A 14230-nucleotide genomic window follows, 5' to 3' on the forward strand; every position below is an offset into this window, starting at 1 on the left:
TGGGAGCGAGCCTGCTCGCGATAGCGGTGGATCAGCTTGCATTGATGTTGAATGTGTCGGCGCTATCGCGAGCACGCTCGCTCCCACAAGGACAGACAGCAAAAAGGCGCCTTCCGGCGCCTTTCTGCTTATTACAGGTTTCGATCAGGCCATTTCAGCCGTGGTTTCGAAGTCGAAGGTCAGCTCGCCGTCCTTGATGTCGATGTGGACCACACCGCCATGCTCGGCCAGTTCGCCAAAGAGGATTTCCTCGGCCAGCGGACGCTTGATCTTGTCCTGAATCAAGCGAGCCATCGGCCGCGCGCCCATCGTCACATCGTAACCACCTTCTGCCAGCCAACTGCGGGCCGCGTCGGTGACTTCCAGCAGCACACGCTTGTCTTCGAGCTGCGCCTGAAGTTCGGTGAGGAACTTGTCCACCACGCTTTTGATGACCTCATGACTGAGGCGACCAAACTGGATGATGGTGTCCAGGCGGTTGCGGAATTCAGGCGTGAAGCTCTTCTTGATCACTTCCATCGCATCGGACGAATGGTCCTGATGGGTGAAACCGATCGAAGCACGCGCTGCGGTTTCGGCACCGGCGTTGGTGGTCATGATCACGATCACGTTGCGGAAGTCCGCCTTGCGCCCGTTGTTATCGGTGAGCGTACCGTGGTCCATGACCTGCAGGAGCAGGTTGAAGACTTCCGGATGCGCCTTCTCGATTTCATCGAGCAACAGCACGCAGTGGGGCTGCTTGGTGATGGCTTCGGTCAACAGGCCGCCCTGGTCGAACCCGACATACCCCGGAGGTGCACCGATCAGACGCGATACGGTGTGACGCTCCATGTACTCGGACATGTCGAAGCGCACCAGCTCGATCCCCATCGCCTTGGCCAGTTGCCGCGCAGCCTCGGTCTTGCCCACACCGGTAGGACCGGCGAACAGGAAGGAACCGACCGGCTTGTCCGGCGACTTGAGACCGGCGCGGGACAATTTGATGGCGGTCGACAGCGAGTCGATGGCCGCGTCCTGGCCGAACACCGTCAGCTTCAGGTCACGCTCCAGGTTACGCAGCAGCTCCTTGTCGGAACTGGTGACGTGCTTGGGCGGAATACGTGCGATTTTCGCCACGATGTCCTCGACCTGAGGCACTTCGATGCGCTTGACGCGCTTCTCTACCGGCTGCAGGCGCTGATAGGCACCCGCCTCGTCGATCACGTCGATGGCCTTGTCCGGCATATGCCGGTCGTTGATGTAGCGCGAGGCCAACTCGGCAGCGGCCCGCAGGGCTTCATCGCTGTACTCGATACTGTGGTGCAGCTCGAAACGCCCCTTCAGGCCGCGCAGGATACCGATGGTGTCTTCCACCGAAGGCTCCGAGACGTCGACTTTCTGGAAACGCCGGGCCAGGGCACGGTCCTTCTCGAAGATCCCGCGGAACTCCTGGAAGGTAGTCGACCCGATGCAACGGATATCGCCCGACGACAGCAATGGCTTGAGCAGGTTCGAGGCGTCCATGACCCCGCCGGACGCGGCGCCCGCACCGATGATGGTGTGGATCTCATCGATGAACAGGATGGCCTGCGGACGTTTCTTCAACTCGCCCAGCAACGCCTTGAAGCGCTTCTCGAAATCGCCGCGGTACTTGGTGCCGGCCAGCAAGGCACCCAGGTCAAGGGAGTACACCACGCTGTTGGCCAGCAGGTCAGGCACCTGGTTGTCGACAATGCGCTTGGCCAGGCCTTCGGCAATCGCGGTTTTACCCACGCCCGCCTCACCCACCAGCAACGGGTTGTTCTTGCGACGCCGGGCCAGGATCTGCGCGACACGCTCGACCTCGGCTTCGCGCCCGACCAACGGATCGATACGCCCCTGGCGCGCCAGTTCGTTCAGGTTGCTGGCATAGGCATCCAGCGGATTGCCCGAAGAAGAAGACTCACCACCCTCCTCGTCCTGCATATCCTGTTCACCTTCGGAATGATCGCCATGCCCAGGCACCTTGGAAATGCCATGGGCGATGTAGTTGACGACATCTATACGGGCAACGCTCTGCTGCTTGAGCAGGAAGACCGCCTGGCTTTCCTGTTCGCTGAAGATGGCAACCAGCACATTGGCACCGGTGACTTCACGCTTGCCCGAGCTCTGCACATGAAAGACAGCACGTTGCAGGACACGCTGGAAGCCCAGGGTTGGCTGGGTTTCACGATCCTCGTCATGGACGGGGATCAACGGCGTGGTGGAGTCAATGAACTCCTGCAGGTCATGCTTGAGTTTATCGAGGTTCGCGCCACAGGCACGCAAAACGGTGGCGGCAGCCTCGTTATCCAGTAGGGCCAGCAGCAGGTGCTCGACCGTCATGAATTCATGACGCTTCGAACGGGCCTCCTTGAAGGCTAGATTGAGGGTGACTTCGAGCTCGCGGTTTAACATGGCTTCACCTCATACCCAAGTGGTCGGCGTTAACCGTCCTTCTCGATTTCACAGAGTAGCGGATGCTGGCTTTCCCGGGCGTACTGGTTGACCTGCATAGCCTTTGTCTCGGCGATGTCGCGGGTAAACACTCCGCATACTGCCCGTCCCTCTGTATGAACGGCCAGCATGACCTTGGTCGCCAGCTCGCGATTCAGGTTAAAAAACACCTCGAGCACTTCGACGACGAAATCCATCGGTGTGTAGTCATCGTTGAACAAAACCACCTTATACATCGGTGGCGCCTGCAACGTAGGCTTTGCTTCCTGAACAGCAATGCCTGCGGAATCGTCGTCATGTAGATCCGGGCGATCCTGATTGAATGTTAGTCGAATCTGGCTGATTGCATGCATGGAAAGAAAGGTTCGTTTAGTTGGCAAATACAGTGATGGGGGCACTGGCTGGCGATTTCAACCACCGCCGCCAGGTCACCTTGACTATCGGCAAAACGGTGTTACAACCAATAGAGCCCATCGCGGGTTAAAAAGGTCCGTGGAATCGATCCTTAAAACAAGATTAGATTGCGGATGAACTGGATGATACTCCAGTGATGGAGTGCGTTGCAGAGGGAAATGGTCTATGTCGGTCGTCAAGATGAGTGGCAAGGTGAAATGGTTCAACAACGCCAAGGGCTACGGCTTTATTCTGGCGTCTGGCAGGGATGAAGACCTTTTCGCGCATTTCTCGGCAATCAGGATGGACGGTTATAAAACCCTGAAGGCCGGGCAGCCCGTGACATTCGAAGTGATCCAAGGCCCCAAGGGCCTGCATGCGGTCAATATTTCGCCGGTCGAGGTCGAAAGCACCTCCACCCCCGAAAAAGTCAAAGTCAAAACCAGAGTCACCGAAACCCACTGACCTGCTGTCATCATCGGTCAACAAGACGCCCGGCTCGATCACTCGAGCCGGGCGTCTTTTATTACACGTCGATCCGCTTACATGTGCGAAATCAAGGCATCGCCGAAGCCTGAGGACGACACCAGCTTGGCACCTTCCATCAGGCGTTCGAAGTCATAGGTCACGGTCTTGGCCGAAATCGCGCCGTTGGTGCCCTTGATGATCAGATCGGCTGCTTCGGTCCACCCCATGTGACGCAGCATCATCTCCGCCGACAGGATCAACGACCCCGGGTTGACCTGGTCCTTGCCCGCATACTTGGGCGCGGTACCGTGGGTGGCTTCGAACATCGCCACGGTGTCGGAGAGGTTGGCACCCGGCGCAATACCGATACCGCCCACCTCCGCCGCCAAGGCGTCGGAGAGGTAGTCGCCGTTCAGGTTGAGGGTGGCGATCACGTCATACTCAGCCGGACGCAGCAGGATCTGCTGGAGCATCGCATCGGCGATGGCGTCCTTGACCACCACGTTCTTGCCGGTCTTCGGATTCTTGAACTGCATCCACGGTCCGCCGTCGAGCAGCGTGGCGCCAAATTCCTCGGCTGCCACTTCATAGGCCCACTCCTTGAAGGCACCTTCGGTGAACTTCATGATGTTGCCTTTGTGCACGATGGTCAGCGAATCGCGGTCATTGTCGACCACATATTGCAAGGCCTTGCGCGCCAGACGCTTGGTGCCTTGTTTGGAGACCGGCTTGACGCCGATGCCGCAATCCTCGTCGAAACGGATCTTGGTGACACCCATTTCTTCTTTCAGGAACTTGATGACCTTGGTGGCTTCGGCCGAACCGGCTTTCCATTCGATGCCAGCGTAGATGTCTTCGGAGTTCTCGCGGAAAATCGTCATGTCCACGTCGCCTGGCTTCTTCACCGGGCTCGGCACGCCTTCGAACCAGCGCACCGGGCGCAGGCAGACATACAGGTCCAACTGCTGACGCAGGGCCACGTTCAACGAGCGAATGCCGCCACCGACCGGCGTGGTCAGGGGGCCCTTGATGGAAACCACGTAATCCTTGACCGCATCCAGGGTTTCCTGGGGCAGCCAGGTGTCCTGGTCGTAGACCTGGGTGGCTTTTTCACCGGCATAGACTTCCATCCAGGAAATCTTGCGCTTGCCGCCGTAGGCCTTCTGAACCGCAGCGTCCACAACCTTGATCATGACCGGGCTGATGTCGACACCAATGCCGTCACCTTCGATGAAGGGGATGATCGGGTTGTCGGGAACATTAAGAGAATGGTCTGCATTGACGGTGATTTTGTCACCGACGGCTGGAACCTGAATCTTTTGATACCCCATGCTGAACTCCATTGCTTGGATTGAACATCTGGCTGCGTTCGAGCGTACCCCAGTTGAATCGACGCGCAAACCCTACGTTAGGCCCATCGGCGGGAAAGTCGCCCAGTTCGCGGCGTACAAGCCTGAAAAACAAGGGAAAAACGCCAAATATGAGCATAGCCCAGCACGCCGGACCTGCGACGTTTAGACCAATGGACGTGTACGGAGGTCTATGAACCATCGGCAGATTGCCAGCTACCTATGTATAATGCCGCCGCTGACCGCAGGGTCACTACGGCTGACTGCTCTACCAAGGGCCTTCCCGCCAGTTGTAAAGCCGGACCGTTACCGCGGCCCGACCGCTTGACGCTCGACTGATGCACCCAACATCACCGCGAAGAAACCTCGACATTCGGCTCACGGCTGACTTTGAACGAACGCGCTTACCCGGCGCCCCTCGAGTTTCTGCGCATGCTTTAGCAAAGAAGAGAGTTAATCCGAATATGCCCACCCGCTCGAAGATCATCTATACCTTCACCGACGAAGCGCCCGCCCTCGCCACCTATTCACTGCTGCCGATCATCGAAGCCTTTACCGCTTCGGCCGAGATCGCCGTGGAAACCCGCGACATCTCCCTCGCAGGGCGCATCCTGGCCAGCTTCCCCGAGCAACTGGGTGACAAAGCCGTAGCCGACCACCTCGCCGAACTGGGCGACCTGGCCGTTACGCCTGAAGCCAACATCATCAAGCTGCCGAACATCAGCGCCTCGGTGCCGCAACTGCAGGCCGCGATCAAGGAATTGCAGGCCCAGGGCTACGCACTGCCGGACTACCCGGAAACCGTGACCAGCGAAGCCGACAAAGAAGCCAAGGCCCGTTACGACAAGATCAAGGGCAGCGCCGTGAACCCGGTCCTGCGCGAAGGCAACTCCGACCGCCGCGCACCGCTGTCGGTCAAGAACTATGCCCGCAAGCACCCGCACAAGATGGGCGCCTGGGCAGCCGACTCCAAATCCCACGTGGCCCACATGAGCACCGGTGATTTCTACGGCAGCGAAAAAGCCGCACTGATCGACGCCGCCGGCAGCGTGAAAATCGAGCTGATCGCCCAGGATGGCACTGCCACCGTCCTGAAGGAAAAGACCACCGTGCAAGCCGGTGAGATCCTCGATTGCGCCGTGATGAGCAAGAAGGCCCTGCGCGACTTCATCGCCGCCGAAATCGAAGACGCCAAGCAAAAAGGCGTCCTGCTGTCGGTTCACCTCAAAGCCACCATGATGAAGGTCTCCGACCCGATCATGTTCGGTCAGATCGTCGCCGAGTTCTATAAAGACGCCCTGGCCAAGCACGCCCAGGTGCTGGAGCAGATCGGCTTCAACCTGAACAACGGCATCGGCGACCTGTACGCCCGCATCAAGGCCCTGCCGGCCGAGCAGCAGGCGCAGATCGAAGCCGACATCCAGGCGGTCTACGCGGCACGCCCATCCCTGGCGATGGTCAACTCCGACAAGGGCATCACCAACCTGCACGTGCCGAGCGACGTCATCGTCGACGCCTCGATGCCAGCCATGATCCGTGACTCCGGCAAGATGTGGGGCACCGACGGCCAGCTGCACGACACCAAGGCCGTGATCCCGGATCGCTGCTACGCCACCATCTACCAGGCGGTGATCGAAGACTGCAAGGCCAACGGCGCCTTCGACCCCACCACCATGGGCAGCGTGCCGAACGTTGGCCTGATGGCCAAGAAAGCCGAAGAGTACGGCTCCCACGACAAGACCTTCCAGATCAAGGCCGACGGCGTGGTTCGCGTCTCGGACAGTACCGGTCGCACCCTGCTGGAGCAGAGCGTCGAAGCTGGCGACATCTTCCGCATGTGCCAGACCAAGGACGCACCGATCCAGGATTGGGTCAAGCTGGCCGTCAACCGTGCCCGCGCCAGCAACACCCCGGCGATCTTCTGGCTGGACCCGATGCGCGCCCATGACGGCGTGGTGATCGAGAAGGTCCAGACTTACCTGAAGGACCACGACACCAGCGGCCTGGACCTGCGCATCATGTCGCCGGTCGAGGCGATGAAGTTCACCCTGGCTCGTACCCGCGAAGGCAAGGACACCATTTCGGTGACCGGTAACGTCCTGCGCGACTACCTGACCGACCTGTTCCCGATCATGGAACTGGGCACCAGCGCCAAGATGCTCTCCATCGTGCCGCTGATGAACGGTGGCGGCCTGTTCGAAACCGGCGCTGGCGGCTCGGCACCCAAGCACGTTCAACAACTGCTGGAAGAAAACTTCCTGCGTTGGGACTCCCTGGGCGAATTCCTGGCCCTGGCCGCTTCCCTGGAACACCTGGGCGTGACCTACAACAACCAGAAAGCGCTGGTGCTGGCCAAGACGCTCGACCAGGCGACTGGCGAGTTCCTGGACCGCAACAAGTCGCCTTCGCGTAAGGTCGGCGGTATCGACAACCGTGGCAGCCACTTCTACCTGACCCTGTTCTGGGCACAGGCACTGGCCGCCCAGGATGACGACGCAGCCCTCAAGGCACAGTTCACCACCCTGGCCAAGACGCTGACCGACAACGAAGAAAAGATCGTTGCCGAGCTCAATGCCGTTCAAGGCAAGCCGGTGGACATCGGCGGTTACTACTTCGCCAACCCGGAGCTGACCAGCAAGGCCATGCGCCCGAGCGCAACCTTCAACGCGGCCATCGCTGCGCTGGTGTAAGGTTGTAAGGAAGCACCACAAACCCCGGCCTTGTGCCGGGGTTTGTGTTTCCAGCCCATTCCCTTCTGGCTGGGGATCAGCTGCAGTTTTTGAATTCACCGCCCCTGTGGGAGCGAGCCTGCTCGCGATAGCGGTTTATCATCCGACACTTGTATTGGCTGACCCACCGCTATCGCGAGCAGGCTCGCTCCCACAGGGCTTGTGTTTCACTATCAAATTTCGAGGAAACCACATGGATTGGAAACCCCACATCACCGTCGCCACCATCGTCGAGGACAACGGCCGTTTCCTGATGGTGGAGGAATCCAAGGGCGGGCGCGCCGTGCTCAACCAGCCCGCCGGGCACCTGGACCCGGACGAGACCCTGATCGAAGCCGCCGTGCGCGAAACCCTGGAAGAAACCGGCTGGGACGTCGAGCCCACCAGCGTGATCGGCATCTACCTGTACACCGCCCCCAGCAATGGCGTGACCTACCAGCGGGTCTGCTTCGCCGCCAAGGCACTCAAACACCACCCCGACTATCAACTGGACGACGGCATCCTGGGCGCCCGATGGCTGACCCGCGACGAACTGCTCGAACGACGCGACCATTGGCGCAGCGAGCTGATCATCCGTTGCATCGACGATTATCTGGCCGGCCATCGCCACAGCCTGGCACTGATCCGTCCTTCCCTTTAGCCTTGCGCGCCCGGGCCTGATAGAATCGCGTCCTTTTTCAAGACACTCATTGAATCCCTATGCGTGATCCAGCTCCTTCCGGTACCACCAAGAAGCGCGTCATTGTCGGCATGTCCGGCGGCGTGGACTCTTCCGTTTCCGCCCTTCTGCTGATCGAGCAGGGTTATGAGGTGGAAGGCCTGTTCATGAAGAACTGGGAAGAAGACGACGGAACCGAATACTGCACCGCCATGGACGACCTCGCGGACGCCCAGGCCGTGTGCGACAAGATCGGCATCAAGCTGCATACCGCCAACTTCGCCGCCGAGTACTGGGACAACGTGTTCGAGCACTTCCTGGCCGAGTACAAGGCCGGTCGCACACCGAACCCGGACATCCTCTGCAACCGCGAAATCAAGTTCAAGGCGTTCCTCGACTACGCCATGATGCTGGGCGCCGACCTGATCGCCACCGGTCACTACGTGCGTCGCCGCGACATCGACGGGCGCACCGAACTGCTCAAGGGCCTGGACCCGAACAAGGACCAGAGCTACTTCCTGCATGCCGTCGGCGGCGAGCAGATTGCCAAGACCCTGTTCCCGGTAGGTGAACTGGAAAAGCCCGAAGTCCGGGCCATCGCCGAGAAACACGCCCTCGCCACCGCGAAGAAGAAGGATTCCACCGGGATCTGCTTCATCGGCGAACGGCGCTTCAGCGATTTCCTCAAGCAATACCTGCCGGCCCAGCCGGGCGAGATCAAGACCACCGAAGGCGAAGTCATCGGCCGCCACCATGGCCTGATGTATCACACCATCGGCCAGCGCCAGGGCCTGGGCATCGGCGGGCTGAAAGACGCCGGCGAAGAGCCGTGGTACGTGCTGATCAAGGACCTGGAACACAACGAGCTGATCGTCGGCCAGGGCAACGACCACCCCTGGCTGTTTTCCCGCGCCCTGCTCGCCTCCGACATCTATTGGGTCAACCCGATCGACCTGAGCGAACCGCGCCGCCTGACGGCCAAGGTGCGCTATCGCCAGAGCGACCAGCCCTGCACGCTGGAAAAGACTGCCACGGGCTACCGTGCCACCTTCGACGATCCACAACGGGCAGTCACCCCCGGCCAGTCCGTGGTGTTCTACGACGGCGAAATCTGCCTGGGCGGCGGCGTGATCGAAGTCGCAGAGCCATGGAGCAGCAAGGCATGAGCCCGACCCAGGAGCAACTGACGGCGCTGGGCGGTGTGTTTCTGGCCGCAGTGCTGGTGGACCGGATCGCCAAGACCGGCCAGACCTCCGAGGCCGGCCTGAGCTGCATGCTCGGCAGCCTGCTGGTACGCGACCCCAAGGACACCCTGGAAGTCTACGGCGGCGACGACTTGAACCTGCGCGAAGGCTATCGCGCGCTGATCGGCGCCCTGGAGCGCGATCCCAGCGCCCTGCAACGCGAGCCGCTGCGCTATGCCCTGTCAATGCTGGGCCTCGAACGCCAGCTCGCCAAGCGCGACGACCTGCTGGACACCATCGGCAAGCGCCTGCCGCAGATCCAGTCCCAGGTCGAGCACTTTGGCCCCTCTCACGAAAACGTCGTGGCCGCCTGCGGCGCCCTGTACCAGGACACCTTGAGCACCCTGCGCCAGCGTATCCAGGTGCACGGCGATATGCGCAACCTGCAGCAACCCAGCAACGCCTCGAAGATTCGCGCCCTGTTGCTGGCGGGCATCCGTTCGGCACGGCTGTGGCGGCAACTGGGTGGGCATCGCTGGCAGTTGGTGATCAGCCGGCGCAAATTGCTGAAAGAGCTTTACCCGTTGATGCGCAACGAATAAGTCGCCTCAGCCCGTTTTTTACTTAATCACGCGTAATACGCCGGTCAGTTGGCGACGGACCGGCGCTTGTTTTCATGTATGATACGCGCCCCATTTCGTTGCCCGACTGTCCGAGAACACCCCATGCAGCTCTCTTCGCTCACTGCGGTTTCCCCTGTAGACGGCCGCTACGCCGGCAAAACCCAGGCCCTGCGCCCGATTTTCAGCGAGTACGGCCTGATCCGTGCCCGCGTCCTGGTTGAAGTGCGCTGGCTCCAGCGCCTGGCCGCCCACCCCGCCATCGGCGAAGTCCCGGCGTTTTCCGCCGAAGCCAACGCGGTGCTCAACACCCTGGCGGACAACTTTGCGCTGGAGCACGCCGAGCGCGTCAAAGAGATCGAGCGCACCACCAACCACGACGTCAAGGCGATCGAATACCTGCTCAAGGAGCAGGCGGCCAAGCTGCCGGAATTGGCCAACGTCAGTGAGTTCATCCACTTCGCCTGCACCAGCGAGGACATCAACAACCTGTCCCACGCCCTGATGCTGCGCGAAGGCCGTGACGACGTGATGCTGCCGCTGATGCGCCAGGTCGCCCAAGCCATCCGCGAACTGGCGATCCGCTTCGCCGACGTGCCTATGCTGTCGCGTACCCATGGTCAACCGGCGTCGCCGACCACCCTGGGCAAAGAGCTGGCCAACGTGGTGTATCGCCTGGAGCGCCAGATCGCTCAAGTCGCCGCCGTGCCGCTGCTGGGCAAGATCAACGGCGCCGTGGGCAACTACAACGCCCACCTGTCGGCCTACCCGCAGATCGACTGGGAAGCCAACGCCCGCGCCTTCATCGAAGACGAACTGGGCCTGAGCTTCAACCCGTACACCACCCAGATCGAACCGCACGACTACATCGCCGAGCTGTTCGACGCGATCGCGCGCTTCAACACCATCCTGATCGACTTCGACCGCGACATCTGGGGCTACATCTCCCTGGGCTATTTCAAGCAGCGCACCATTGCCGGCGAAATCGGTTCGTCGACCATGCCGCACAAGGTCAACCCGATCGACTTCGAAAACTCCGAAGGCAACCTGGGCATCGCCAACGCGCTGTTCCAGCACCTGGCGAGCAAACTGCCGATCTCCCGCTGGCAGCGCGACCTGACCGACTCCACTGTGCTGCGCAATCTGGGCGTGGGTTTTGCCCACAGCGTCATCGCCTACGAAGCCAGCCTCAAGGGCATCGGCAAGCTGGAACTGAACGAGCAGAAGATCGCCGCCGACCTGGACGCCTGCTGGGAAGTCCTGGCCGAACCGATCCAGACCGTGATGCGTCGCTACAACATCGAGAACCCGTACGAAAAACTGAAAGAACTGACCCGTGGCAAGGGCATCAGCCCCGAAGCGCTGCAAACTTTCATCGACGGCCTGGACATGCCTGCCGATGCCAAGTCGGAGCTGAAGAAGCTGACCCCGGCCAGCTACATCGGCAACGCGGCGGCACAAGCCAAGCGCATCTGACACACGGCTGCACCCTTGAGACGCCCGGCCGCGCCGGGCGTTTTTATTCGCGTCTGAAAAGTATATTTTTTCAATAGGTTACACATGAATCCTGACATTCCTCTGCAACTCCTGGGCGGTATCACGGCACGGGAGTTCCTGCGTGACTACTGGCAGAAAAAGCCGCTGCTGATCCGCCAGGCGATTCCCGACTTCGAAAGCCCGATCGATGCCGACGAACTGGCCGGCCTGGCCCTGGAAGAAGAAGTCGAATCGCGCCTGGTGCTCGAGCACGGCGAGCGCCCGTGGGAACTGCGTCGCGGCCCGTTCGCCGAAGACGAATTCAGCAAACTGCCGGAGCGCGACTGGACCCTGCTGGTGCAGGCGGTCGACCAGTTCGTCCCGGAAGTCAGCGAACTGCTGGAGCACTTCCGCTTCCTGCCGAGCTGGCGCATCGATGACGTGATGATCAGCTTCGCCGCCCCGGGTGGCAGCGTGGGTCCGCACTTCGACAACTACGACGTGTTCCTGCTGCAAGGCCACGGCAAGCGCAACTGGAAAATCGGCCAGATGTGCGACTCCGACAGCCCGTTGCTGCCTCACGCCGACCTGCGCATCCTCGCCGACTTCGAAGCCACCGATGAGTGGGTCCTGGAACCGGGCGACATGCTCTACCTGCCGCCACGCCTGGCCCATTGCGGCGTGGCCGTGGATGACTGCATGACCTACTCCGTGGGTTTCCGCGCACCGAGCGCCGCCGAAGTGCTGACCCACTTCACCGACTTCCTCAGCCAGTTCCTGCCGGACGAGGAACGCTACACCGACGCCGACGCGCGCCCGGTGAGCGATCCGCACCAGATCCAGCACGACGCCCTCGACCGCCTCAAGGGTCTGCTGGCCGAGCACATGAGCGACGAACGCCTGCTGCTGACCTGGTTCGGCCAGTTCATGACCGAGCCGCGCTACCCGGAACTGGTGGTTGGCCCGGAACTGGAAGAAGAGGACCTGCTGGCCGGCCTGGAACAGGGCGCCGTGATCATCCGCAACCCGAGCGCGCGCCTGGCCTGGTCGGAAGTCGACGACGACCTGCTGCTGTTCGCCAGCGGCCAGAGCCGTTACCTGCCGGGCAAGCTGCGCGAGCTGCTGAAAATGATCTGCGCGGCCGATGCCCTGCACATTGAAAACCTCGGCCCATGGTTGGCCGACGAAGACGGCCGCGGCCTGATCTGCGAGCTGGTCAAACAAGGCAGCCTGGGGTTCGCCGATGAATAAAATCCACGTTCGTGTCGCAGACTGGCAAAAGGATAACGCCGAGATCCGGCGCATTCGTGAGAGCGTGTTCATTGTCGAGCAGTCCGTTCCGCCCGAGCTGGAATGGGATGCCGACGATCAGGGCGCGGTGCACTTCCTCGCCTTCGAAGGCGACTTCCCCATCGGCACCGCACGCCTGCTGACCGACGGTCATATTGGCCGCGTCTCGGTGCTCAAGGACTGGCGCGGCCTGAAAGTGGGCGATGCCCTGATGCACGCACTGATCGCCGAAGCCGAGAAACGCGGGCTCAAGCAACAGAAGCTCAGCGCCCAGGTGCATGCCACGCCGTTCTATGAGCGGCTGGGCTTTGCGGTGGTCAGCGAGGAATTCCTGGAAGCCGGGATTCCCCATGTGGATATGGTGCGGCATTCGGCTTGATACCACGGCGCAGCCTTCGCGAGCAGGCTCGCTCCCACAGAATCAGTGGTGTTCATGTAATTTGTGCACACTCGACCTCGATGTGGGAGCGAGCCTGCTCGCGAAGAGGCCCTGAAGCGTAAGAAACGCCCCGCCATCCACCGATGCCGGGGCGTTTTGCCGTCTATCATTCAACTTGCCCCACCCTGGGCCGACAAACTGGCAATATCAAGCCTTTGTCCCGCGGAGAAATGGAATGTCGCTACGCACCCTCCTGGCCACCCTGCTGCTCGGCTGCAGCCTGTCGGTCATGGCCGATACGCAAATCGTACCGCTGAATTACCGCACCAGCGCCGACCTGCTCCCGGTGGCGCAGAACTTCATCGGCAAAGATGGCCAGGTCAGCGCCTATGGCAATCAACTGATCGTCAATGCCGAGCCCGGCAAGATCGAGGAACTCCGGCAATTCCTCGCGCAACTGGACACCGCCCCCAAGCGCCTGCTGATCACGGTCGACACCAACGAAAACAACCTGCAAGGCGACCAGGGGTACTCCATCAACGGCGCGGCACCCAGCCAGACCCGCATCATCAACCGCAGCACGGCCAGCCGTGACGGTGGCGTGCAACAGGTACAAGCCAGCGAAGGTCAACCGGCGCTGATCCAAGTCGGCCAGAGCGTACCGTTCACCAGCAACCAGACCGACAGCTACGGTCGCATGCAAAGCCAGACCGAATACCGCAACGTCACCCAGGGTTTCTATGTCACGGCGAGCGTCACCGGCGAGACCGTTCATCTGAGCATCAGTACCAACCGTGACCGCATGAGCCAGGAACGTCCCGATGTAGTGAACGTTCAGAGTACCGACACAACTGTCAGCGGACGGCTGGGTGAATGGATCACCCTGGCGGGCGTGAATCGTCAGACCCAAGCCGATAAACAGGGCCTTACCCGCAGCTACTCGACACAAGGCCGCGACGACATGATTCTGCGGGTCAAAGTCGACACCCTGAACTGAAGCACCAAAAACTGACTGATGAGTCGTATTAGACCAAAGATGTAGTGCCACAAAAAAAGCACTACAAAACGTTTGACGAGCCAAAAAACCGAAGGCATGATGGCCTCGCTCCCGCTAATCAGGGGCCCTGGCAAGGGCCTTCGGGTCGCCGCTTGCAACTACCCCGCAAGCCGATTCGTGTCTGTACCGCCCACAAGGTGTGTTTGACGAGGTTGCGACTGGAACGAAGTTGT

General features: G+C 60.9%; 12 protein-coding genes. 9 read left to right on the top strand and 3 right to left on the bottom strand.

Features of this window, described 5'->3' with window-relative positions; all coding sequences use genetic code 11:
* Positions 1–144: 144 nt before the first annotated feature.
* Positions 145–2415 (bottom strand): ATP-dependent Clp protease ATP-binding subunit ClpA, encoded by a 2271-nt coding sequence (gene clpA / locus PCOSP_RS18945; RefSeq protein WP_024779301.1) that lies wholly within the window; start codon positions 2413–2415, stop codon positions 145–147.
* Positions 2416–2444: 29 nt separating this feature from the next.
* Positions 2445–2807, bottom strand: coding sequence for an ATP-dependent Clp protease adapter ClpS (gene clpS / locus PCOSP_RS18950; RefSeq protein ID WP_041023703.1), 363 nt, complete (start codon positions 2805–2807; stop codon positions 2445–2447).
* 241 nt (positions 2808–3048) lie between these two features.
* Between clpS and cspD the strand changes: the two genes are divergently transcribed.
* Positions 3049–3312 carry a cold shock domain-containing protein CspD gene (gene cspD / locus PCOSP_RS18955; RefSeq protein ID WP_175362207.1) on the top strand — a complete coding sequence of 88 codons (264 nt, stop codon included), beginning with the start codon at positions 3049–3051 and terminating at the stop codon, positions 3310–3312.
* Between the two features lie 77 nt (positions 3313–3389).
* Here the strand turns inward: cspD and icd are convergent, their stop codons facing one another.
* A complete protein-coding gene (icd, locus tag PCOSP_RS18960; protein WP_024779303.1) occupies positions 3390–4646 on the bottom strand; it encodes an NADP-dependent isocitrate dehydrogenase in 1257 nt (418 codons plus the stop codon).
* 482 nt (positions 4647–5128) lie between these two features.
* Between icd and PCOSP_RS18965 the strand changes: the two genes are divergently transcribed.
* The 8 genes from PCOSP_RS18965 to PCOSP_RS19000 all read left to right on the top strand — a co-directional run bounded on the left by PCOSP_RS18965 (position 5129) and on the right by PCOSP_RS19000 (position 13997).
* Positions 5129–7354, top strand: coding sequence for an NADP-dependent isocitrate dehydrogenase (locus PCOSP_RS18965; RefSeq protein WP_175385877.1), 2226 nt, complete (start codon positions 5129–5131; stop codon positions 7352–7354).
* 232 nt (positions 7355–7586) lie between these two features.
* The gene (locus PCOSP_RS18970) at positions 7587–8033 is read left to right on the top strand and encodes an NUDIX hydrolase (RefSeq protein WP_464709294.1); all 447 of its coding nucleotides are present in this window, start codon (positions 7587–7589) and stop codon (positions 8031–8033) included.
* A gap of 59 nt (positions 8034–8092) precedes the next feature.
* On the top strand, positions 8093–9217 hold the full coding sequence (gene mnmA, locus PCOSP_RS18975) for a tRNA 2-thiouridine(34) synthase MnmA (RefSeq protein ID WP_139643797.1): 1125 nt from the start codon (positions 8093–8095) through the stop codon (positions 9215–9217).
* Positions 9214–9837, top strand: a complete 624-nt coding sequence (gene hflD, locus PCOSP_RS18980; RefSeq protein ID WP_139643800.1) for a high frequency lysogenization protein HflD — start codon at positions 9214–9216, stop codon at positions 9835–9837. The genes mnmA and hflD overlap by 4 nt, the downstream gene beginning before the upstream one ends.
* 123 nt (positions 9838–9960) lie before the next feature.
* Positions 9961–11331: an adenylosuccinate lyase gene (gene purB, locus PCOSP_RS18985; RefSeq protein WP_175362088.1), complete on the top strand. Its 1371-nt coding sequence runs from the start codon at positions 9961–9963 to the stop codon at positions 11329–11331.
* A gap of 84 nt (positions 11332–11415) precedes the next feature.
* Complete coding sequence (locus PCOSP_RS18990; protein WP_464709296.1) at positions 11416–12582, top strand: ribosomal protein uL16 3-hydroxylase; 1167 nt, start codon at positions 11416–11418, stop codon at positions 12580–12582.
* Positions 12575–13000, top strand: coding sequence for a GNAT family N-acetyltransferase (locus PCOSP_RS18995; protein ID WP_139643811.1), 426 nt, complete (start codon positions 12575–12577; stop codon positions 12998–13000). The genes PCOSP_RS18990 and PCOSP_RS18995 overlap by 8 nt, the downstream gene beginning before the upstream one ends.
* Before the next feature lie 235 nt (positions 13001–13235).
* The gene (locus PCOSP_RS19000) at positions 13236–13997 is read left to right on the top strand and encodes a secretin N-terminal domain-containing protein (RefSeq protein WP_041021071.1); all 762 of its coding nucleotides are present in this window, start codon (positions 13236–13238) and stop codon (positions 13995–13997) included.
* Positions 13998–14230: the final 233 nt, after the last annotated feature.

Source organism: Pseudomonas sp. MAFF 730105, assembly GCF_055380705.1.